The sequence below is a fragment of the Dongia mobilis genome, from assembly GCF_004363235.1.
GTDB classification, from domain to species: domain Bacteria; phylum Pseudomonadota; class Alphaproteobacteria; order Dongiales; family Dongiaceae; genus Dongia; species Dongia mobilis.
Map to the genome: position 1 here is coordinate 58,457 of NZ_SNYW01000009.1, position 20,356 is coordinate 78,812.

Annotated in this window: 18 protein-coding genes, 1 tRNA gene and 1 riboswitch; of the genes, 10 read left to right on the forward strand and 9 right to left on the reverse strand. The window is 63.0% G+C overall.

All coding sequences use genetic code 11. The features are described 5' to 3' along the window. The first annotated feature begins 79 nt into the window (after window positions 1-79). The 5 genes from clpP (at window position 80) to A8950_RS11960 (ending at window position 5,644) form a co-directional block, all read left to right on the forward strand. A complete protein-coding gene (gene clpP / locus A8950_RS11940) occupies window positions 80-724 on the forward strand; it encodes an ATP-dependent Clp endopeptidase proteolytic subunit ClpP (RefSeq protein WP_133613909.1) in 645 nt (214 codons plus the stop codon). 293 nt (window positions 725-1,017) lie between these two features. Continuing rightward, window positions 1,018-2,286, forward strand: coding sequence for an ATP-dependent Clp protease ATP-binding subunit ClpX (gene clpX / locus A8950_RS11945; RefSeq protein WP_133613910.1), 1,269 nt, complete (start codon window positions 1,018-1,020; stop codon window positions 2,284-2,286). Window positions 2,287-2,659: 373 nt separating this feature from the next. Then, window positions 2,660-5,065: an endopeptidase La gene (gene lon, locus A8950_RS11950; RefSeq protein ID WP_133613911.1), complete on the forward strand. Its 2,406-nt coding sequence runs from the start codon at window positions 2,660-2,662 to the stop codon at window positions 5,063-5,065. A 193-nt stretch (window positions 5,066-5,258) separates the two neighbouring features. Further along, window positions 5,259-5,531, forward strand: a complete 273-nt coding sequence (locus tag A8950_RS11955) for an HU family DNA-binding protein (RefSeq protein ID WP_133613912.1) — start codon at window positions 5,259-5,261, stop codon at window positions 5,529-5,531. Window positions 5,532-5,568: 37 nt separating this feature from the next. Further along, window positions 5,569-5,644: transfer RNA gene (locus tag A8950_RS11960), tRNA-Val, on the forward strand. Between the two features lie 914 nt (window positions 5,645-6,558). Here A8950_RS11960 and A8950_RS11965 read toward each other — a convergent pair. Then, on the reverse strand, window positions 6,559-7,740 hold the full coding sequence (locus A8950_RS11965; protein WP_133613913.1) for an iron-containing alcohol dehydrogenase: 1,182 nt from the start codon (window positions 7,738-7,740) through the stop codon (window positions 6,559-6,561). 90 nt (window positions 7,741-7,830) lie between these two features. Then, window positions 7,831-8,868, reverse strand: a complete 1,038-nt coding sequence (locus tag A8950_RS11970; protein ID WP_133613914.1) for a GlxA family transcriptional regulator — start codon at window positions 8,866-8,868, stop codon at window positions 7,831-7,833. A gap of 110 nt (window positions 8,869-8,978) precedes the next feature. Here A8950_RS11970 and A8950_RS11975 point away from each other — a divergent pair, with 110 nt between their 5' ends. Continuing rightward, complete coding sequence (locus A8950_RS11975; RefSeq protein ID WP_133613915.1) at window positions 8,979-10,070, forward strand: class I SAM-dependent methyltransferase; 1,092 nt, start codon at window positions 8,979-8,981, stop codon at window positions 10,068-10,070. Here A8950_RS11975 and A8950_RS11980 read toward each other — a convergent pair. After that, window positions 10,063-10,983, reverse strand: a complete 921-nt coding sequence (locus A8950_RS11980; RefSeq protein ID WP_133613916.1) for a DMT family transporter — start codon at window positions 10,981-10,983, stop codon at window positions 10,063-10,065. The two genes, A8950_RS11975 and A8950_RS11980, sit on opposite strands and share 8 nt — an antisense overlap. A gap of 89 nt (window positions 10,984-11,072) precedes the next feature. On the opposite strand from A8950_RS11980, the gene A8950_RS11985 reads away from it, so the two are divergent. Further along, window positions 11,073-11,453 (forward strand): GFA family protein, encoded by a 381-nt coding sequence (locus A8950_RS11985; RefSeq protein WP_133613917.1) that lies wholly within the window; start codon window positions 11,073-11,075, stop codon window positions 11,451-11,453. Window positions 11,454-11,471: 18 nt separating this feature from the next. On the opposite strand, the gene A8950_RS11990 is transcribed toward A8950_RS11985, so the two are convergent. Then, the gene (locus tag A8950_RS11990; protein WP_133613918.1) at window positions 11,472-11,954 is read right to left on the reverse strand and encodes an Lrp/AsnC family transcriptional regulator; all 483 of its coding nucleotides are present in this window, start codon (window positions 11,952-11,954) and stop codon (window positions 11,472-11,474) included. A 124-nt stretch (window positions 11,955-12,078) separates the two neighbouring features. Here A8950_RS11990 and A8950_RS11995 point away from each other — a divergent pair, with 124 nt between their 5' ends. Continuing rightward, window positions 12,079-12,306, forward strand: coding sequence for a DUF6356 family protein (locus A8950_RS11995; protein ID WP_133613919.1), 228 nt, complete (start codon window positions 12,079-12,081; stop codon window positions 12,304-12,306). 7 nt (window positions 12,307-12,313) lie between these two features. Here the strand turns inward: A8950_RS11995 and A8950_RS12000 are convergent, their stop codons facing one another. From A8950_RS12000 to A8950_RS12020, 5 genes are all read right to left on the reverse strand, one after another. Then, window positions 12,314-13,972 carry an acyl-CoA dehydrogenase family protein gene (locus tag A8950_RS12000; RefSeq protein ID WP_407644235.1) on the reverse strand — a complete coding sequence of 553 codons (1,659 nt, stop codon included), beginning with the start codon at window positions 13,970-13,972 and terminating at the stop codon, window positions 12,314-12,316. A 21-nt stretch (window positions 13,973-13,993) separates the two neighbouring features. After that, a complete protein-coding gene (gene ccrA / locus A8950_RS12005) occupies window positions 13,994-15,316 on the reverse strand; it encodes a crotonyl-CoA carboxylase/reductase (RefSeq protein WP_133613921.1) in 1,323 nt (440 codons plus the stop codon). 277 nt (window positions 15,317-15,593) lie between these two features. Next, window positions 15,594-15,980 carry a hypothetical protein gene (locus A8950_RS12010; RefSeq protein WP_133613922.1) on the reverse strand — a complete coding sequence of 129 codons (387 nt, stop codon included), beginning with the start codon at window positions 15,978-15,980 and terminating at the stop codon, window positions 15,594-15,596. 10 nt (window positions 15,981-15,990) lie between these two features. Continuing rightward, window positions 15,991-17,058, reverse strand: coding sequence for a M48 family metallopeptidase (locus A8950_RS12015; protein WP_166645139.1), 1,068 nt, complete (start codon window positions 17,056-17,058; stop codon window positions 15,991-15,993). Window positions 17,059-17,178: 120 nt separating this feature from the next. Further along, the gene (locus A8950_RS12020) at window positions 17,179-18,399 is read right to left on the reverse strand and encodes a YjgN family protein (protein ID WP_166645140.1); all 1,221 of its coding nucleotides are present in this window, start codon (window positions 18,397-18,399) and stop codon (window positions 17,179-17,181) included. A 137-nt stretch (window positions 18,400-18,536) separates the two neighbouring features. Continuing rightward, a riboswitch (SAM riboswitch) is annotated at window positions 18,537-18,611 on the forward strand. A 71-nt stretch (window positions 18,612-18,682) separates the two neighbouring features. On the opposite strand from A8950_RS12020, the gene metZ reads away from it, so the two are divergent. Together metZ and A8950_RS12030 are read left to right on the forward strand one after the other, a co-directional pair. After that, window positions 18,683-19,879: an O-succinylhomoserine sulfhydrylase gene (metZ, locus tag A8950_RS12025; protein ID WP_133613925.1), complete on the forward strand. Its 1,197-nt coding sequence runs from the start codon at window positions 18,683-18,685 to the stop codon at window positions 19,877-19,879. Between the two features lie 10 nt (window positions 19,880-19,889). After that, window positions 19,890-20,297 carry a GFA family protein gene (locus A8950_RS12030; protein WP_133613926.1) on the forward strand — a complete coding sequence of 136 codons (408 nt, stop codon included), beginning with the start codon at window positions 19,890-19,892 and terminating at the stop codon, window positions 20,295-20,297. The last annotated feature ends 59 nt before the right edge of the window (window positions 20,298-20,356 follow it).

The following is a 20,356-nucleotide window of genomic DNA, read 5'->3' on the forward strand; positions in this document are numbered from 1 at the left end:
TCCGCTCGCTAAGATCGGCCAAACGTGAGTCGCCGGGCGCGTCATGCCTGGCCGCGGACAATGTCTTTGAGAGTGGAAAATGAGAGACCGCGATCCCGTCGAGATTTACAACAATTACCTCGTGCCGATGGTGGTCGAGCAGACCAACCGCGGCGAACGCTCCTATGACATCTATTCGCGCCTGCTCAAGGAACGAATCATCTTCCTGGTGGGGCCGGTCAATGACGGCATGGCCAGCGTTGTCTGTGCGCAGCTCCTGTTTCTCGAATCCGAGAATCCGAGCAAGGAGATCTCGATCTACATCAACTCGCCTGGCGGCGTGGTTTCCTCCGGCCTCGCGATGTACGACACCATGCAGTACATCAAGCCGGAAGTGTCGACCGTCTGCATCGGCCTGGCGGCGTCCGCCGGCTCGCTGCTTCTGACCGCCGGCGCCAAGGGCAAGCGCTTCAGCCTGCCGCACTCCAACATCATGATCCATCAGCCCTCGGGCGGGTATCAGGGCCAGGCGACGGATATCGAGATCCACGCCAAGGAAATCCTGCGCACCCGCGATCGGCTCAACAAGATCTATGTGAAACATACCGGCCAGGACCTCGCCACCATCGAGAACGCGATGGAACGCGACCGCTACATGACCCCGGAGGAGGCCAAGGAATTCGGCCTGATCGACGAGGTCGTGATCCAGCGCGAGGCCGCCGACGCGGCGAAGGACAAGGCGTAGCTGAGGCTCGCAAGCCCCCGGTCTGGCTAAGAGTATGGCCCGGCTCGCCTTTTTTGGCAGGTCGGGCCTTAACCATTTGTGGACGAAGCCGGCCTAAAATGACGACTGGTTGAAGTCCGGCCAGGGGTGGTGCGTGGTGCAGAATGGCCCTCCGCCCCGGCCGTGGGCCCGCCAATGGCGCCGCCGGCCGCAGAAAGCCGTTGTGCTGATGGAAAGGCGGGGGCTAAATTGGCTCTTGACGGGGCGATTCATCGAATTGAATCAAGCTTGCCCCAAGCTCGAATGGATCGGAAATGAACAAATCCGCCAGCGGTGATTCCAAGAATACCCTCTATTGCTCCTTCTGCGGCAAGTCCCAGCACGAGGTGCGCAAGCTCATCGCCGGCCCGACGGTGTTCATCTGCGACGAATGCGTCGAGCTTTGCATGGACATCATCCGCGAGGAGCACAAGACCACCCTGGTCAAGTCCCGCGATGGCGTGCCCAGCCCCAAGGATATCTGCAAGGTGCTGGACGATTACGTGATCGGCCAGGCGCATGCCAAGCGCATCCTTAGCGTGGCGGTCCACAACCACTACAAGCGCCTGGCGCATCTCGGCAAGAACAACGACGTCGAACTGGCGAAGTCGAACATCCTGCTGGTCGGCCCGACGGGTTGCGGCAAGACGCTGCTGGCACAGACCCTGGCGCGCATCATCGACGTGCCCTTCACCATGGCCGATGCCACGACGCTGACCGAAGCCGGCTATGTCGGCGAGGATGTGGAGAACATCATCCTCAAGCTGCTGCAGGCCGCCGACTACAATGTCGAGCGCGCGCAGCGGGGCATCGTCTATATCGACGAAGTCGACAAGATCAGCCGCAAGTCGGACAACCCCTCGATCACCCGCGATGTGTCGGGCGAGGGTGTGCAGCAGGCGCTGCTGAAGATCATGGAGGGGACCGTTGCCTCCGTGCCGCCCCAGGGCGGACGCAAGCATCCGCAGCAGGAATTCCTGCAGGTCGACACCACCAACATCCTGTTCATCTGCGGCGGCGCCTTTGCCGGCCTCGACCGGATCATCGGCCAGCGCGGCCGTTCGGGCTCTGCCATCGGCTTTGGTGCTGACGTACGCGGTCCCGACGAGCGCGGCACGGGCGAGATCCTGAAGGAGGTCGAACCGGAGGACCTGCTGAAATTCGGTCTCATTCCAGAATTCGTCGGCCGCTTGCCCGTCGTGGCGACGCTGGAGGATCTCGACGAACCGGCGCTGGTGAAGATCCTGACGGAGCCCAAGAACGCGCTGGTGAAGCAGTACCAGCGCCTGTTCGAGATGGAGGATGTGCGCCTCGAATTTGCCGAGGATGCACTGGGCGCCATCGCGCGCAAGGCGATCGCCCGCAAGACCGGCGCGCGCGGCTTGCGCTCCATCATGGAATCCATCCTGCTGGAGCCGATGTTCGACCTGCCGGGCTTGGATGGCGTCGAAGCTATCGTCATCAGCCGGGAAGTCGTCGAGGGCAAAGCCAAGCCGCTTTACATCTATACCGACCGTCGCGGCGACGTTTCGACCGGCGCCTGAACCAGGACATTATTGCTCGGCAGAGGGGCTGCGTCGGCTGGCGCGGCCCCTCTCCAATTGCGACTAGCACTGCGGATTCTGCGCCGCCGGCAACCGGAATCGCCGGAGTCGCGGTCACGCCGGTCCAATTGGTCGCCCGGACGACAAAAAATATCCTGCAAAATCAGCGGCATGTTTCTTGCGCCGCAGCGCCCTTGAATGGCAACGCAGTTACTCCAAATTATTAACGGAAACGTGGTACTACCCGAGACTTCCTGTCACCGAGAAAGCATCCCCAGGGTGTGGCGGGAAGGAGCGAGGCTAACGGCGCAAGGTTGCGGCCAGTGGGTCCCAGGGATAGTCTGCCGCCAGCAAGAAAGGCGCATGAATCGATATGTCTGATACACCGGAAAAGACCCAGAATTATCCCGTCCTGCCGCTGCGCGACATTGTCGTCTTCCCGCACATGATCGTGCCGCTTTTCGTCGGCCGCGAGAAATCGGTCCGTGCCCTCGAAGACGTGATGAAGGACGACAAGCAGATCCTGCTGGCGACGCAAAAGAACGCCGCCCAGGATGATCCGGGCCCCGGCGATATCTATGAAGTGGGCACGGTCGGCACCGTGCTGCAGCTCCTCAAGCTGCCCGACGGCACCGTGAAGGTGCTGGTCGAGGGCGGCGAGCGCGCGCGCATCACCAAGCTGGTCGACAACGACCAGTTCTTCGTGGCCGAGGCGACGGTCCTCAAGGACGCGCCGCATGACGCCAAGGAGATCGAGGCCCTGGCCCGTTCGGTCGTCTCGCAGTTCGAGCAGTACATCAAGCTCAACAAGAAGATCCCGCCCGAGGTGCTGGTCTCGATCAACCAGATCGAGGACCCGGCCAAGCTGGCCGATACGGTCGCCTCGCACCTCGCCCTCAAGATCCCCGAGAAGCAGGAGATCCTGGAATGCGGCTCGGTCGCCGAGCGGCTGGAGAAGGTTTATGCCTTCATGGAAGGCGAGATCGGCGTGCTGCAGGTCGAGAAGCGCATCCGCAGTCGGGTCAAGCGCCAGATGGAGAAGACCCAGCGCGAGTACTATCTGAACGAGCAGATGAAGGCCATTCAGAAGGAACTCGGCGAGGGCGAGGAAGGCCGCGACGAGGTGGCCGAGATCGAAGAGCGGATCAAGAAGACCAAGCTCTCGAAGGAAGCCGCCGAGAAGGCCCAGGCCGAGGTCAAGAAGCTGCGCAGCATGAGCCCGATGTCGGCGGAAGCGACGGTCGTGCGCAACTATCTCGACTGGATTCTGTCGATTCCCTGGAACAAGCCGACCAAGGTCAAGCGCGACATCAAGCTGGCCGAGAAGGTGCTGAACGAGGACCATTACGGCCTCGAGAAGGTCAAGGAGCGCATCCTCGAATACTTGGCCGTGCAGCAGCGCCAGAAGAAGATCAAGGGGCCGATCCTGTGCCTCGTCGGCCCGCCCGGCGTCGGCAAGACCTCGCTCGGCAAGTCGATCGCCCGTGCCACCGGGCGCAACTTCTCGCGCATCAGCCTGGGCGGCGTGCGTGACGAGGCCGAGATCCGCGGCCACCGGCGCACCTATATCGGCTCGATGCCCGGCAAGATCATCCAGGCGATGAAGAAGGCGAAGTCGTCGAACCCGCTGTTCCTGCTGGACGAGATCGACAAGCTGGGTGCCGATTGGCGCGGCGACCCGTCATCGGCCCTGCTCGAGGTCCTTGATCCGGAACAGAACATCAACTTCAACGACCATTACCTCGAGGTCGATTACGACCTGTCGGATGTCATGTTCATCACCACGGCCAACAGCCTCCGCATGCCGCAGCCGCTGCTGGACCGCATGGAGATCATCCGCATCCCTGGCTATACCGAGGACGAGAAGGTCGAGATCGCGCAGCGGCACCTGGTGCCGAAGCAGATCAAGGACCACGGCCTGAAGAAAGGCGAGTGGGTACTGTCCGAGGACGCCATCCGCGACCTCGTGCGCTACTACACGCGCGAGGCCGGCGTCCGCAACTTGGAACGCGAGATCGCCAACCTGGCGCGCAAATCGATCAAAGAGATTCTGATGAAGAATCTCAAGAAGGTGACGATCAACCGCCGCAACCTCGGCAAATATGCCGGCGTGCGCAAGTTCCGCTACGGCGAGGCCGAGCTCACCGACATGGTGGGCGTGACCACGGGCCTCGCCTGGACGGAAGTGGGCGGCGACATCCTCACCATCGAGGCCGTGACCGTGCCCGGCAAGGGCCGCGTCATCGCCACCGGCAAGCTGGGTGACGTGATGAAGGAATCGGTCCAGGCGGCCGAATCCTTCGTGAAGTCGCGGTCGATCGAGTTCGGCATCAAGCCGACCCTCTTCAACCGCAAGGACATCCACGTCCACGTGCCGGAAGGCGCGACGCCGAAGGACGGTCCATCGGCCGGCATCGCCATGGTGACCACGATCGTCTCGGTCCTTACCGGTGTACCGGTGCGCCGTGACGTTGCCATGACCGGCGAGGTCACCCTGCGCGGGCGCGTCCTGCCGATCGGCGGCCTTAAGGAAAAGCTGCTGGCGGCACTGCGCGCCGGCATCAAGACGGTCCTCATCCCCTCCGAGAACGAGAAGGATTTGGCCGAGATCCCGGACAATGTGAAGAAGGGTCTGGAGATCATCCCGGTGAGCGCCGTCGATGAGGTGCTGAAGAACGCACTGGTCTCGCCGCTCACTCCGATCGAGTGGGTGGAACCGCCCGAGGTCGATCATCCGGTGGGCAAGGACGATGACGACCGGGGCATTGTGACCCACTGATCCGGCTTGTCTCTGACACGGCTGTTCTCGCCGCGTTGATTTAACTCGATAAAATCGCGGTGCCTGCACAAAAAAGCGTGGGCGCCGCGATTGCTTTTTGGGGGCGCGCGGTTCTAATATCCGCCCGCCGACGCTTAGGGGATGGGCGCACTGGCCTCCGCAAAATTCAAGAAGAGACAGAAGGGGTTTCTCCGTGAACAAGAACGATCTTATCGCCGAAGTCGCCCAGGACACCGGCCTCGCCAAAGCGGATGCCGCCAAGGCTGTCGACGCGGTCTTCGATGCCATCACCAAGTCGCTGAAGGCCGAGCAGGAAGTGCGCATCGTCGGATTCGGCAGTTTCCATGTCGCCAAGCGCGAGGCCTCGGTCGGCCGCAATCCGCGCACCGGCGAAGAGATCCAGATTCCCGCGTCCAAGCAGCCGAAGTTCAAGGCCGGCAAGGGCCTCAAGGACGCGATCAACTAGGGTTTATTGGCGCCGCCTCGCGGCGCGGGCACTGGAAGGGCGATTAGCTCAGTTGGTAGAGCGTCTCGTTTACACCGAGAATGTCGGCGGTTCGAGTCCGTCATCGCCCACCAGTTGCAGAAACGAAAACGGCCAGGCGCTTGCCTGGCCGTTTTGTTTTCCGAGGCGTCCATGTGATGCCACCTATCCTGACACTCGTATTGGTGCGAGTATATCTTTGAGATGATGCATGAATAGTTGACTGGGACGAGCCGCCTTTGCATACGGTAAACTTCATACGTTGCGGAACGATTGCCGTCACTCTCGCGCTTTATGGCTGTCAAGCGACCCCGCAGGGCGATCTGACCAAGGGCGAGAAGGCAGGTGAATTGACGTCAGGGGCACTGAGTGCCCATTTCCCACCTGCCATCGGCCACCTGCTTCGCAATGGCGTTGAGCAAAGGGACGGGCGTTATTTTGCGTGGTACACGCAGCCGGGGAAACCACAAGTAGCGGCGGAAATTGCTGTTTACTCTGCCGCTACAATTTCTGGCGGGCCTTTTACGATATAGAGTTGTCGCTCGATCTTTGCTGATGTCGAGAAGGAACTCGTTGCAGAATATCGAAACGTTTGGGTTCGAGAATCCGGGACCGTCAATTCTTGGCCGCTTGCATTCCGCCTTCTTCTGGAAGTGGAACAGGACGCCGGGGAAACGGGATCCAGTCCTGCCACACCAACCGTTCCGTTCAGCATAGAATTGCAACTGACCTGCAACGCGCCTGGTGCTACAGAGGCCATCTATCCGCCAGACCTGTACCTGAAAGAATGGAGTCCTTCGGACGTTCAGGTTGCGGAGTATCGACTCATCTATGAACGCGCAACGGATGTTTCGGCGCTGCGCGATGAATTGTTTCCCGCGACCCCGTGGTAGCGATATGATGACGAATGTTCCTTGAAGGCGAACGGCCGGGCAGTTGCCCGGCCGTTTTGCTTTCACCCGTCCGCCATCATACCCCGGAGCAAGCCCGGGTATGACGCGCAAGAATTTCAGGCCGCCAGCTTGCCGTTCAACCCGTTGACGAAGATAAGGCCGAGTTCCTTGGCGCCGACCTTGATCGGGTTGCCGCCGGCCGACGGGTCGGCTTCCGCCATCTTGGCCACTTCGTCGACGCGCTTGTCGTCGACGCCGATCTCCTTCAGCGTGTGCGGGATGCCGATCTCCCTGCGGAGATCGAGGACCCATTTCTGCACGGCATCGAATCCGGGATTGGCCAGGCCCAGGAAGCGGGCGAGGCGGGTCATCCGCTCCTCGATGGCCTTGCGGTTGAAATCCAGCACATAGGGCATGACGACCGCATTGGTGAGGCCGTGATGGGTATTGTAGAGCGCACCCAGCGGATGGCTGATCGCATGCATGCCGCCGAGGCCCTTCTGGAAGGCGGTGGCGCCCATGCTGGCCGCCGCCATCATGTTGGCGCGGGCCACCAGGTTCTTGCCGTCCTTGACCGCCAGCGGCAGGTTCTCCTGGACCAGGCGCATGCCCTCTAGGGCGATACCGTCGGCGAGCGGATGATAGCCCGGCGCGCAATAGGCTTCGAGGCAGTGGGAGAGCGCGTCCATGCCGGTCGCCGCCGTCACATGGGGCGGCAGGCCGACGGTGAGCTCGGGGTCGTCGATGACGATCGAGGGCAGCATCTTCGGGTGGAAGATGATCTTCTTGGTATGGGTGGTCTCGTCGGTGATGACGCTGGCGCGGCCGACCTCGGAACCGGTTCCGGAAGTCGTCGGCACGGCGATGATCGGGGCAATGCCGGCGGGGTCGGCGCGGGTCCACCAATCGCCGATATCCTCGAAATCCCACATCGGCCGGGTCTGGCCGGTCATGAAGGCGATGGTCTTGGCGGCGTCGAGGGCCGAACCGCCGCCGAAGGCGATGACCCCGTCATGCTTGCCGTCGCGATAGACCTTGAGGCCGTCCTCGACATTCTTGCCGATCGGGTTGCCCTGGATGTCGGAGAAGAGGCCGGTCGGGATGCCGGCCGCCTCGTTGCGGGCGATGGCATCCTTGATCATGGGGAGGCCGGCAAGACCCGGATCGGTCACCAGGAGCGGACGCTTGAGGCCCAGCGCCCGGCAATGGTCCGGCAGCTCCTTGATCCGGCCGCAGCCGAATTTGACCGAGGTGGGGTAGTTCCAATTGCCTTTCAGGGCGGCGGCATCCTGGCTCATGATCTGGTCCTTGCGTGGGTTCTGGGCGGTCTCTGGCCCGATTTCCGGTGGGCATTCTAGCGGCGATTCTTCCGGCGGGAAGGGCGGATTTCAAGCCGTACCCGGCTGTCTGGTCAGGCCCTGGAAGCGCTGCCGGTAGCGGGAAGGCGTCGTCCCGGTGCGGCGTTTGAACAGGCGGCGGAAGTGCGCCGGATCGTCATAGCCGACCGCCATGCCGACCAGGTCGGTCGCCGTGTCGCTGGTTTCCAGAAGCTGCTTGGCCTCCTCGATCCGCAGCGCCTGGACATAGTCGACCGGGGCATATCCGGTCGCCGCCTTGAAGCGGCGGGCGAAGGTGCGTTCCGGCAGGCCAGCGCGCGCCACCATGGCGGCCACCGGGAAGGCCTGATCGTAGTTGTCGGCCAGCCAGGTCTGGGCATCGGCAATAACGGCATCCTCATGGCTTTTTGGCCGGCCAAGGGTGGCGAAGGGCAACTGCCCTTCGCTGCGGTCGCCAAGGACAAAGAGCTTGGCAGCGCGCACCGCTTCCTCCGGGCTACTGAACCGGGTGATGAGGTATAGGGCCAACTCCTCCCAGGATGCAGCACCACCACTGGTTACCACGCGATGCTCGGTGCCGGCCGGCACCAGAATTCGCTCCGGACGCAGGATGACATCCGGGAAGCATCGGGCAAACTGCTCGGCCGCACTCCAATGCGTGGTTGCCTCCAGGCCATCCAGCAGGCCGGCACCCGCCAGAAGCAGGGAACCGGTGCAGACCGAGCAGATCGTGGCGCCACCCGCGTATTGGCGCCGCAGCCATTCGGCCGCTTCCGGCCATCTTCCCCGGGGTTCATGCGCCGGGTCGACGGCAAGGTCGGTCACGATTGCGATGTCGGCCTGATCCGGTTCGTGGAATGCCAGCTGGGGCGTGACCGTGACCCCCAGGGCGCAGGTCAGTGGGTCACGCGCCTGGGCGATGATGGCCACGTCAAAAAGGCGCCCCGCCGGCGGCTCCCCGGTCATTTCCGGCCAGATGGTGCCCACGGCCGAAAGCACCTCCAACAGGCTGTAGAGCGAGGAGGGTGTCGTCTCCGGCAGCGCCACGAGGCGGATCCGGAGCGGCCGGGGGGCGGATTGCTCTATCATGCGCCAAGCATGGCCGAAAACTCTCCTTTCTGTCCAATCCGGCCATTTTCGCCGAACCTGCCTGCGACTAGCTTCCGCGCCAGTCCGATTTCCACCAGGGAGCACCGCACATGCCGAACACCGCCGCCAAGCCCATCTACTTCGATTCTGCCTGCGCCGAAGCGTTTGCCACCCGGATCATGGATATGGTCGACCAGGGGGCCGCCGCCGTCATGATTTCGGTCGGGCATCGCCTTGGCCTATTTACCACCCTGGCCGAACAGGCGCCCGCCACGAGTGCAGAAATTGCGGCGCGGGCCGGCCTTGCCGAGCGCTATGTGCGCGAATGGCTGGCTGCCATGGTGAGTGCGGAAATTGTTCGCTATGAGCCGGGCAACCGGACCTATTGGCTGCCGGCCGAGCACGCCGCCGCACTGACACCCGGCGGGGCGATGGGCAATCTCGCCGTCTACGGCCAGCATGTGGCTCTCCTCGGCGAGGTGCAGGAGCGCCTGCTGTCGCTGTTCCGCGAGGGCGGCGGTACCAGCTATGCCGACTATCCCTGCTTCCACCAGATCATGGCCGAAGACAGCGGGCAATCGGTGATATCCCAGCTCTTCGAACACGTGTTGCCATTGGTCCCGGGCATCGACCGGCGCCTTGCCGCGGGGATCGATGTGCTGGATGCGGGATGCGGCCGCGGTGCCGCCCTGATCGCCATGGCCGAGCGCTATCCAGCCAGTCGCTTCACCGGCTATGATCTCGGCGCCGATGCGATCGAATTCGCGCAGGGCATTGCCGCCGAGCGCGGCCTCGGCAATATTCGCTTCGAGTTACGCGACCTTACCGGTTTTGCCGACCGCGCCTGTTTCGACTTCATCACGACCTTCGACGCGGTCCATGACCAAAAGGACCCGGCCGATTTCATCCGCAGTCTGCATGGCGCGTTGCGCCCGGGTGGCGTCTATCTGATGCAGGATATCGGTGGGTCGGCGCATCTGGAAAAGAATAGCGATTTTCCGATGGCGACGATGCTTTATGCCGTGTCCTGTGCGCATTGCACGCCGATCTCGATCGGCCAGGGCGGGGCGGGTCTTGGCACGATGTGGGGTTGGGAGACGGCCGAGCGGATGCTGCAGGATGCGGGTTTCCGCGATATCGCCATGCATCGGCTGCCCCATGATCCGATGAATGTCTGGTTCGTGTCGGAAAAAACTAGCTGACCGGGCGCCGTTTCCGTTCGCCCAGCAGCACGATGATACTGGCCAGGAGGATGAGGACGGCGCCGATGGCGCCGGTGATCGTCGGCAAATCCTGCCAGATGACGTAGCCGAGGATCACCGCCCAGACCAGGGCGGTGTATTCGGTGGGCGCGATGACCGAGGCCGGGGCGCGGCGGAAACTTTCATAGAGCATGAACTGGCCGATGCCGCTGCCGACCCCCAGAGCGACCATCAGGAAGAGGTCGAACGGATCGCTGGGGGCCCAGGTCCAAAAGAGGGTGGCGCCGCAGACCAGGACGAAGAGGCCGTTGCTGAACAGCATCTGCACCAGCGAGCTTTCGTTGCGCATGGATTTGCGCATCAGGATGACGGCGAGGCCCCACATGATGGCGGCCACCAGCACCAGCAGGGCCGGCCAAAGCTCCGCCCGGCCGGTGGGGTTGGCGGCGACGATGACGCCCGCGAATCCGACCATGACCGACAGCCAGCGCATGGCGTTGACGCTCTCCTTGAGGAACAGGATCGACATGATGGTGACGAAGATGGGGGCCGCGTAATAGAGCGTCACCAGATCGGGCAAAGCGAGATCCCGCGCTGCCGTGTAGTAGCAGAGCCAGGCGACCAGGATCAGGCCGGCGCGGAGCGTGAGGCTGGCCTTGTTTGGGCTGCGCAGGACGCCGGCGATGGCGATCCGCGGGCGGAATGCCAGGATGAACAGGCAGACGGTCAGGCTGCGCACGAACAGGATCTGCCAGATGGAATGATCGGCCACCAGCCATTTGACGATGGCGTCCTGGCCGGAGAAAACGCCATAGCCGGCGATCGCCAGCAGGACACCCAGCTGGATGTTTTCCGCCGGCGCGGTGACGCCGCTCTGCGCAGTCCCGTTCGACAAGGAATCCTGCGCAGACATGCAAATGCGTCTTTCCCAAAATCGGCTGTCCTCGATAAGATGCCCCGGCCGGGCGCGGCTTGTCGATCCCCGGGAAACGAGAGGCAGGTATGTCGGTCGAAGGTGGATGCGAATGTGGCGCCCTGCGCTATCGCGTGACGGGCGAGCCCCATGACACCGGCTATTGCCATTGCCGCATCTGCCAGCGCACCAGCGGGGCACCCTTGCAGGCTTTCGCCCGGGTGCGGGCCGATCAGCTCGCCTATGTCAGGGGCGCGCCCGCCGTCTATCATTCCAGCGAATGGGGCCAGCGCGAATTCTGTCCGCATTGCGGCAGCCAGCTGCTTTATCGCAGTCGCGAGGCGCCGCACGACATTGCCTTCAACACGCCGACGCTGGATGACCCGGGGCTGTTTCCGCCGCGCCAGCATGTCTGGTATGGCAGCCACCTCGCTTGGTTCGAGGTAAGGGACGATCTGCCCCGATCGTGATGGCGGTGTGGTGCCGGTCTACTGTTCGAGGACGGGCAGGGCGGTGGTCGATTTCATGCGCTCCATGGCGAAGCTGGAACTGACGTCGGTCAGCTTCACCAGCTTGATTAGGCGCTTGTAGACCCGGTCGTAATGGGCGATGTCGGCGACCACGATCTTCATCAGATAGTCGATGTCGCCGCTCATGCGATAGAGTTCGACCACCTCCGGTATCTTTTCGACCGCGGCGGCGAATTGCTTCAGCCAGGCATCGTTATGCTCGTTGGTGCGGACCGAGACGAAGACGGTGACGCCGAGGCCGATCCGGTCAGGGTCCAAGAGGGCAACGCGGGCCCGGATGATGCCGGCCTCCTCGAGCCGCTTGACCCGCCGCCAGCAGGCATTGGCCGAGAGCCCCACCGAATCGGCGAGATCGGCAATCGCTTGACCGGCATCCTTCTGCAATGCGGCCAAGATGCGGGCATCGATGCGGTCAAGTGCAGGTTTGGGCGAATTTTCCACAGATCAGCCGTTTTATGGGATAAAATTGCGTTAACCAAGCAAAGTATGGCAGAAAATGGGATAAATTTCCAGACAGTCCGAGATAGGGTCGTCGACACCCCAAATCGCGCGAGGAGCCGTTGCCGTGATCGACAAGCTGTTCCTGGAGCATCCGAGATCAGTCGGCGAGAGCTATTGGCAGCATCTCGCCATGGCCAGCTGCTTCAGCGGAAGGATGCTGCTGGGAGCGGTCGCCTGTTTCCTGCATGCGCTGGTGCCGGGCCTCTGCATCAGGACCGGCAGCCGCACGATCACGGAATTGCATGACCGCATGGTGCTGAACCGGGCGCGCCTGCGGGCGCCGGCGGAATGACGGACGCCTAGTTCCGGCCGCTCAGCAGGCCGCGCGCGACCACTTGGGCCTGGATTTCCGCCGCTCCCTCGAAGATGTTGAGGATGCGCGCGTCACACAGGACGCGGCTGATCTTGTATTCCTGGGCATAGCCGTTGCCGCCATGGATCTGGAGCGCGTTGTCGGCATTCGACCAGGCGACACGGGCACCCAGCAGCTTGGCCATGCCGGCGGGGATGTCGCAGCGCCGGTCGCTGTCCTTCTCGCGCGCCGCGAAATAGGTCAGCTGTCGCGCGATCATAATCTCCGCCGCCATCCAGGCGAGCTTTCCGTGGATGCGCGGGAAGGCATAGATCGGCTGGCCGAATTGAACGCGCTCGCGGGCATATTTGAGGCCGAGTTCCATGGCGCATTGCGCGACGCCGACGGCGCGGGCCGCCGTCTGGATGCGGGCACTCTCGAAGGTCGCCATCAACTGCTTGAAGCCCTGGCCTTCGGCGCCGCCCAGCAGGTTCGCCGCCTTCACCTCGAAACCGTCAAAGCCGAGCTCGTATTCCTTCATGCCGCGATAGCCGAGGACATGGATCTCGCCGCCGGTCATGCCCTTGGCGGGGAAGGGATCGCCGGTCGTGCCGCGCGGCTTTTCCGCGAGGAACATGGAAAGGCCGCGATAGTCGGTCGAATTGGGGTCGGTGCGCGCCAGCAGCGTCATCACGTCGGTGCGGCTGGCATGGGTGATCCAGGTCTTGTTGCCGGTGATGCGATAGGTATCGCCTTCCTTCACCGCGCGCGTCCGCAGGGCGCCTAGGTCGGAACCGGTATTGGGCTCGGTGAAGACGGCGGTCGGCAGGATCTCGCCGCTGGCGATCCTGGGCAGCCAGTGCTGCTTCTGCGCCTCCGTGCCGCCCAGGCGGATCAGCTCCGCCGCAATCTCGGAACGGGTGCCGAGCGAGCCCAGGCCGATATAGCCGCGCGACAATTCCTCGGTCACCACGCACATGGCGAGCTTGCCCATGCCGGCGCCGCCGAACTCCTCCGGCACGGTCAGGCCGAAGACGCCCATTTCAGCCAATTGGCCGATGACCTCGACCGGGATCAACTCGTCCTTCAGATGCCACTGATGCGCCGCCTCGACGTGGTCCTCGGCAAAGCTGTGGAACTGGTCGCGGATGATGGCGAGGGCCTCGTCGTCAAGTCCGGGATCGCCGAAATCACCATCTGCGATCAGGTCGGCCAGGCGCGCCCGCGCCGCCGGTGAATTGCCGATCCGCATCAGGTCGTCGCAGAATTTGAAGGCGCCGGCATCAAGCCCGAAATCCGTCAGCCGAACGATTTCGCCCTGGCTCATCGGGAAGCCGCCCTTGATCTGCGGCAGGTATTCGCCGAAGGCGATCTGCAGGATGAGTTGCTCGCGCTCGCCGAATTTCCCGGCATTGTCCAGGCGTGCCGCCCAGGCCAACATCTGCTCGAGGCCGGTCACATAGGTGGCCAGCCAGGAATAGCCATGGGCGATGAACTGGTGCTGGTCTAGGGCACGGGCATCGACGCGGCCGGCGGAGGTGACGCGGCCGATCAGGCGGCCGCGCACCTCTTCCAGCACCTTCTGCGCGGCGGAGAGTCCTGCCTGACAGCGGGCGAGCAGATCAGGCAGGAGCGGCGAGGCCGCCCCTGCTTCATTGAGGGCCACGGACATACCTTCCCCCCGCGCTTATTCGTCGGTGCAGTCTTCGAGGGTGCGGCGGCCGGGGCGCTTAGCCTGGACCAGCACCGCCATGTTGCCGGGCTTGTGCTGGTTCTTCCACATTTTGGTATGCGCCGCGGGGATGTCCTCCCACGAGAAGACTTCCGACATGCAGGGGTCGATGCGCCGCTCGACGACCAGGTTGTTGGCCTGGCTGGCCTGCAGCAGATTGGCGAAGTGGCTGCCCTGGATACGCTTCTGCCGCATCCAGACGAAACGCGCGTCGAAGGTGAGGTTGTAGCCGGTGGTGCCGGCGCAGAACACCACCATGCCGCCGCGCTTCACGACGAAGCACGACACGGGGAATGTCTGTTCGCCCGGATGCTCGAACACGAAATCGACGTCATTGCCCTTGCCGGTGATGTCCCAGATCGCCTTGCCGAAGGCGCGGCACTTCTTCATGTATTCGGCATAGCCGGCGGCATCATCGACATCCGGCAACTGGCCCCAGCAATCGAAATCGTTGCGGTTGATGACGCCCTTGGCGCCCAGCGACATGACGAAGTCGCGCTTCGATTCGTCCGAGATGATGCCGATGGCATTGGCACCGGCCGTCGCGCAGAGCTGTACCGCCATCGAGCCGAGGCCGCCCGAGGCGCCCCAGATGAGGACGTTGTGACCGGGGCGCAGGATGTGCGGGCGATGGCCGAACAGCATGCGATAGGCGGTGGCAAGGGTCAGCGTATAGCAGGCGCTTTCCTCCCAGGTGAGGTGCTTCGGCCGCGCCATCAACTGGCGCGCCTGCACCTTGCAGAACTGGGCGAAGGAGCCGTCCGGCGTCTCATAGCCCCAGATGCGCTGGCTTGGCGAGAACATCGGGTCGCCGCCATTGCACTCCTCGTCGTCGCCGTCGTCCTGGTTGCAATGGACCACGACCTCGTCGCCGACCTTCCAGCGCTTGACCTTCGAGCCCACCGCCCAGACGATGCCGGAGGCATCGGAACCGGCGATGTGGTACGCCGCCTTGTGACCGTCAAAGGGTGAGATCGGCTTGCCGAGGCTGGCCCAGACGCCGTTGTAATTGACGCCGGCCGCCATCACCATGACGATGACTTCGTCCTGGTCCGGTTGTGGCGTCTCGACCGCTTCCACCTGCATCGCCGATTCCGGCGGACCGTGGCGCTCGCGGCGGATCGCCCAGGCATACATTTGCGGGGGCAGGTAACCGAGCGGCGGAATCTCGCCGATTTCATAGAGCTTCTTGCCCGTCACCGGCGCCGCCTTCGGGCTCGCCGCCTGGCCATCGCCCGATTTGGTCTCAATCGCCACAATCTTCGCCGTCTCGCTCATGGTCGTATCCCATCCTTGGCAGTGCCGTTTCTGGCTGAATCTGCCGGCCGATTCACCTCTTGCCGGGTGTTAGCCTGTGCAGCATGGCAATCATCCTGCCTTCGCGCCTGCAGCAACGTCAAGGGTCTGGCGATACAAAAATACGTTGGGTGGAGAAATATTGAAGGCTTATGGCAGGTTAATCCCGAAGATAGCTAATAATATTACTAATTTCACGTGGCGTCGCAGCATCACCAGAGATCTGCAAACCAGGAGAGGACGCTGTAACAGCCCCAAATCACGAGGGCGAGGGAGCCAAGGATGATGGCTGCCTGGGCCTGGTCCCGGACGCAGACCTGATCAGTCCAATTTTAGCCCATCGTGCCGCCCGCCGGGCGCTCAGCAGGTCCGGCGATCGTTCCGTGATGGCAGCTACCCAGGCCAGATTGGCGATCTGGAGTTCGTGGATGTCGTCGTGGGGCAGTCGCAAGGCGACTGGTTCGTCAATGGCATCATTGGGGACGATGCGAATAGCCGCATACAGCCAAATGGCGATAGGTGCGCCGGCACTGGACGTCAGTTCGACCCCAAACTCGTTCAGGCTGATGAAAACCTCGCGCCCGGATCCTCTGATTCGGTTGAAGAGGATGGCGCTCATGGGCTCATGGGCGGCGGCAGATGCCATGCGGCCTCGGCTAGGTTTTCCGGCAGATCCGGCGTAGGGCCTGCCATTCGGCGTCGGACATGGCAGGCTTGCCGGCGCCGTCCGTTGCGGCATACTTGGCGCGGTCGGGCAGGCCCGGATGGGTCGAGAGCCAGTCCGGCAACATGCCGCCGCCCTTTTCCTCTTCCCCCTCCGCCAGCACCTTGAAGAATTCGGCGAGGCCATCCGATTTCAACCCGGCCTCGCGCAGCAATTCGATGCCGCGGTAATCCGCCTCAGTCTCCATTTCCCGCGAGTAGGAAAGGATGGCGGCGAGATAGGCGAGATCGCCGGCGCCGGAACCGCCCAGGATGATGCTGACCGTGGCCGCGACGCCAAGATTGCTGATGATGCCCTGGGTCGGGTGGCGTAGTTCCAGATGCGCGATCTCATGCGCCAGTACGCCCGAGACCATGTCCGGCGAGGTCGCCATCTCGATGAGGCCGCTGGTGACCACTACGTGGTCGCCCGGTATGGCGAGGGCATTGGGAAACTTGACGTCGATAACGTCCAGGCTGATTTCGAGCCCGTCGGGCAGCAGCTTGTCGGTGAGCGTCCGCAGGGCCGTGGTGCCGTCCTCGCCCTTGCACAAAGTGAAGCCTTCGATAACTGCCTTGTGGACTTTTTCGCCGACGCGCTTTTCCCAGCTCTTCGGGACGAATTGCGTCAGTGCTGCCGCGCCATGGCGCCAGCCGAAGAACGCGATGGCGCCAATGGCCAGCCCGACAATGGTCCAGGTGGCGCCCACAACAAACCCGCGTTTGGCCTCGCGCGCCTTCCAGGTGGCCAGTTGCGGCTGGGCTGCCAGCAATGCCTGGCGGGCAGGCGAATCATGCAGGAGGAGACGCGGGGCCGGGTCGCTCAATCGGCCGAAATTCATGCCGCCGGTCACCTTGTTTTGGTCGATGACGCGGATATCGGCGAAGGGCCAGCGGTCGAGTTCCGCCACTTCCGCCGAAGCGATCACCAACTCCTCGCCCTCAATGCGAATGAGCGGCCGATGTGCCGTCGCGGTCTTGCCGTCGTAATAGCGATCTTCCGCCACGGTTTGCCTCGTCACTGGTTGAACTAGTCATCCCCCGGGAAGGCGGGGGATCGACAAGTTACTGTGCTGTTGCTGACGCACTCGTGGATGGCCCGCCTTCGCGGGCCATGACAGTGTGGTAAATGATGGACACCCTCACAAAATCCCCGGATCGAAGGCCTCCAGCAGGCCTTCACCCACCTTCGGCCGCTCCAGATTGGCATGGGTGATCTCTGATCCTTCGATTTCGCCGATGACCTCGATGTTGTTGGCCAGGAACAACATGGTGCGATGGATGGCGATCGGCAAGCCCAGGCCCAGTGTGAATACGACGATCAGGATGTTACCCACATACCGGCTCATGACACGTCCGGGCGTGACGGGGGTGGCGAAGCGCAACCCGCCCAATTGCAGCTTGGCCGCCACTTCGCGGGCGATCGCCACCTGGTAGAAGCTGAAGGCCAGGACGTAGATCAGGGCGATGGCGACGTACATCAGGGCGAAAGCGATCATCACTGAAACGTTTGCAGCCAGATTCATCTCCAGGCTGCCAGAACTGGCCGACACTTTGCTCAGCGCCATCGCAGTGGCGGCGACAATCATCCCGCCCAGGAAGATAACCAGGAATGTCCCGGCAACAGCGCAGACGGCACCGACGATGTAGGTGACGAAGACCGGGCCGGACTTCAGTTCTGCCTGCGCCTTGGCGTCGCCGAAATAGGAATGGTTGAGCCGATCGCTGAGCAGCCGCATCTGTGTCCAGGGCAGTGCCAGAGTAAAAGTGATTCCTGTCAACAAGGCAAAGAAGGTTGCCTTGAAACCCCAGGCCCAGGCGGAACCCGTCATGCCACCGCGAATGCCGCGCCAGAGCGTGCGCGTCAGGCGATAACGCTGCGCGGCGTATTGGGCGACGAAGGTCAGATAGAAGATCAGGAAGGCGCCCACGATCTGGACGCCGACCAGAACCGCATCCGATATGTCGAGGCCGTAATAGGCGGCCTGGAAGCCGAAGATGAAGAGCAGATAGACCGGCATCACGATGAGAAAGCCCAGAAACATCTCGCCGCCGGTGCCGGTATATTCGAAGCGGTCGCCGTTGAGGCTGGTGCGCGACCACAGATAGCGCCGCATGCGGGTTTTGGCCCAGAAGCGGAAGATGGTGAGGGTCAGGATCGTCCACAGCAGGTTGGGCAGGAAGATGCCGTATAGCTCGCCGAGCTTGCCGTCATAGACAAACCCAGTCCGCGGCCCGGCAGGCTGGGCGATGTTACTGCCGCCCTGGACGGGAGGCTGGACTGGTGGCGGCGGAGAGGCGTTGTCGGCGGCGGGGGTGCGGGCAGGACTGGGCTGAAGACGCAGCGATTGATCCGGTGTCACGCGACCCTCTCTCTGGATTGTGCCCGACAGGGCTCTACAGCGAAAGATAGCAGGCGCAACAATGCCTCTCAAGCGCATGTGCCGCTTGACAATCCGGGTGCCGCCATGGCTTAAAGACCGCCGACGCGCCGGCCGGGCCGGTGCTCCGTGGTGATTTGTGCCGGATTGCGGCCACGTTAAACCAAGCGCTAAAAGGTCCAGGAACGCGCTCTTTGACGCAACCTCGGCCTTTATCGGTCGAGGTTTTTTTGTGCCCGGATGGAACGGGCCGGATGAGGCGATCATGACGGTGAAGCGCGATATCAAGGCAAGCTGGAAAGCGGCGACCAGGCTGGTCCATGGCGGCCAGACCCGCAGCCAGTTCAAGGAGACCGCCGAGACGATCTACATGACGTCCGGCTATGTCTATGAAAGCGCCGAGGAGGCCGAGGCCGCCTTCGACAATTCCAGGCCGCGCTTCGTCTATTCCCGCTTCGGCAACCCGACCGTCGCCATGTTCGAGAACCGCATGGCCGCCATCGAGGGTGCCGAGGCAGCGCGCGCAACCTCATCCGGCATGGCCGCTGTCTTCGCCGCGCTCGCCAGCCAGGTGAAGGCCGGCGATAGGGTGGTGGCTTCCGATGCGCTGTTCGGTTCCTGCCAGTTCATCCTGGCCGAGATCCTGCCGAAATGGGGCGTCGAGACGGTGTTGGTCGACGGGCGCGACCTTGCGCAATGGAAGCAGGCCCTCGCCAAGCCGACCAAGGCCGTGTTCCTTGAAACGCCGAGCAATCCGGGCCTGCGCCTTGTCGACCTGAAGGCGGTCTGCGATCTCGCCCATGCCGCGGGTGCCAATGTCGTCGTGGACAATGTCTTTGCGACGCCGCTGCTGCAGCAGCCGCTGCAGTTCGGGGCCGATGTCGTGGTCTATTCGGCAACCAAGCATATCGACGGGCAGGGGCGTTGTCTGGGCGGCGTCATCCTGGGCAGCGAGAAGTTCATCAACGAGACCCTGCAGCCCTTCATCCGCCATACCGGACCCAGCCTCAGCCCGATCAATGCCTGGACCCTGCTGAAGGGGCTCGAGACACTCGATCTTCGCGTTGCCAAGCAATGCGACAGCGCCCTTAAGATTGCGCAGGCATTGCAGGGCCACAACAAGCTTGCCGGCGTGCTCTATCCCGGCCTCAGGGATTTTCCGCAATACGACCTGGCACAGAAGCAGATGAGCGCCGGCGGCACCATGCTGTCGCTCACCCTGGCCGGCGGCAAGGCCGAGGCGTTCAGATTCCTGAATGCGCTGGAGTTGGTGCTGATCTCCAACAACCTTGGTGATTCGAAATCGCTCGCGACGCATCCCGCGACCACCACGCATCAGCGCCTGACGCCGGAGTTGAAGGAGAGCCAGGGGATCACCCAGGGCCTCATCCGCCTGTCGGTGGGACTGGAACATGTGGACGATCTGATCGACGATCTCTCCAATGCGCTGAAGGCGGTGTGAGGAGGGACTTGTGAGCGAAGGGTTTTTGACCGGCCGCTGCGCCTGCGGCGCCTTTCGCTATTGCTTCGATCCGACCGGCGCCGTCACCGATTACTGTCATTGCGAAACCTGCCGGCGCTGGAGCGGGGCGCCGGTTACCGCCTGGGCGCAGGTGCCGAGGGACCGGTTCGAGATCCTAGCCGGCACCACGAAGACCTTCCGATCGTCGCCGGCGGCAGAGCGGCATTTCTGCCCGGAATGCGGTTCGCCGGTCTATATGAGCGGCGGCGACACCATCGGCATCATGCTGGGCACGGTTGATGATGCCAGCGGGCTCTCGCCGACGGCGCACGGCTTTGAGACAGCGCGCCTCGCCTGGCTCCACATCGAAGATGGTTTGCCGCGCTGGCCGAAGGCGCCTCCATACGACGAAAAGTAATATAATTACTGAGTCATCGGTTTGGCAGTTCGTATCTTGCGTCGCTCCCGCTGCAGCCG

What these genes read in the sequence shown, in the direction of transcription:
- clpP (WP_133613909.1), top strand. Translation starts at nt 80, where the DNA reads ATGAGAGACCGCGATCCCGTCGAGATTTACAACAATTACCTCGTGCCG.
- clpX (WP_133613910.1), top strand. Translation starts at nt 1,018, where the DNA reads ATGAACAAATCCGCCAGCGGTGATTCCAAGAATACCCTCTATTGCTCC.
- lon (WP_133613911.1), top strand. Translation starts at nt 2,660, where the DNA reads ATGTCTGATACACCGGAAAAGACCCAGAATTATCCCGTCCTGCCGCTG.
- A8950_RS11965 (WP_133613913.1), bottom strand. Translation starts at nt 7,740, where the DNA reads ATGAGCCAGGATGCCGCCGCCCTGAAAGGCAATTGGAACTACCCCACC.
- A8950_RS11970 (WP_133613914.1), bottom strand. Translation starts at nt 8,868, where the DNA reads ATGATAGAGCAATCCGCCCCCCGGCCGCTCCGGATCCGCCTCGTGGCG.
- A8950_RS11975 (WP_133613915.1), top strand. Translation starts at nt 8,979, where the DNA reads ATGCCGAACACCGCCGCCAAGCCCATCTACTTCGATTCTGCCTGCGCC.
- A8950_RS11980 (WP_133613916.1), bottom strand. Translation starts at nt 10,983, where the DNA reads ATGTCTGCGCAGGATTCCTTGTCGAACGGGACTGCGCAGAGCGGCGTC.
- A8950_RS11985 (WP_133613917.1), top strand. Translation starts at nt 11,073, where the DNA reads ATGTCGGTCGAAGGTGGATGCGAATGTGGCGCCCTGCGCTATCGCGTG.
- ccrA (WP_133613921.1), bottom strand. Translation starts at nt 15,316, where the DNA reads ATGAGCGAGACGGCGAAGATTGTGGCGATTGAGACCAAATCGGGCGAT.
- A8950_RS12010 (WP_133613922.1), bottom strand. Translation starts at nt 15,980, where the DNA reads ATGGCATCTGCCGCCGCCCATGAGCCCATGAGCGCCATCCTCTTCAAC.
- metZ (WP_133613925.1), top strand. Translation starts at nt 18,683, where the DNA reads ATGACGGTGAAGCGCGATATCAAGGCAAGCTGGAAAGCGGCGACCAGG.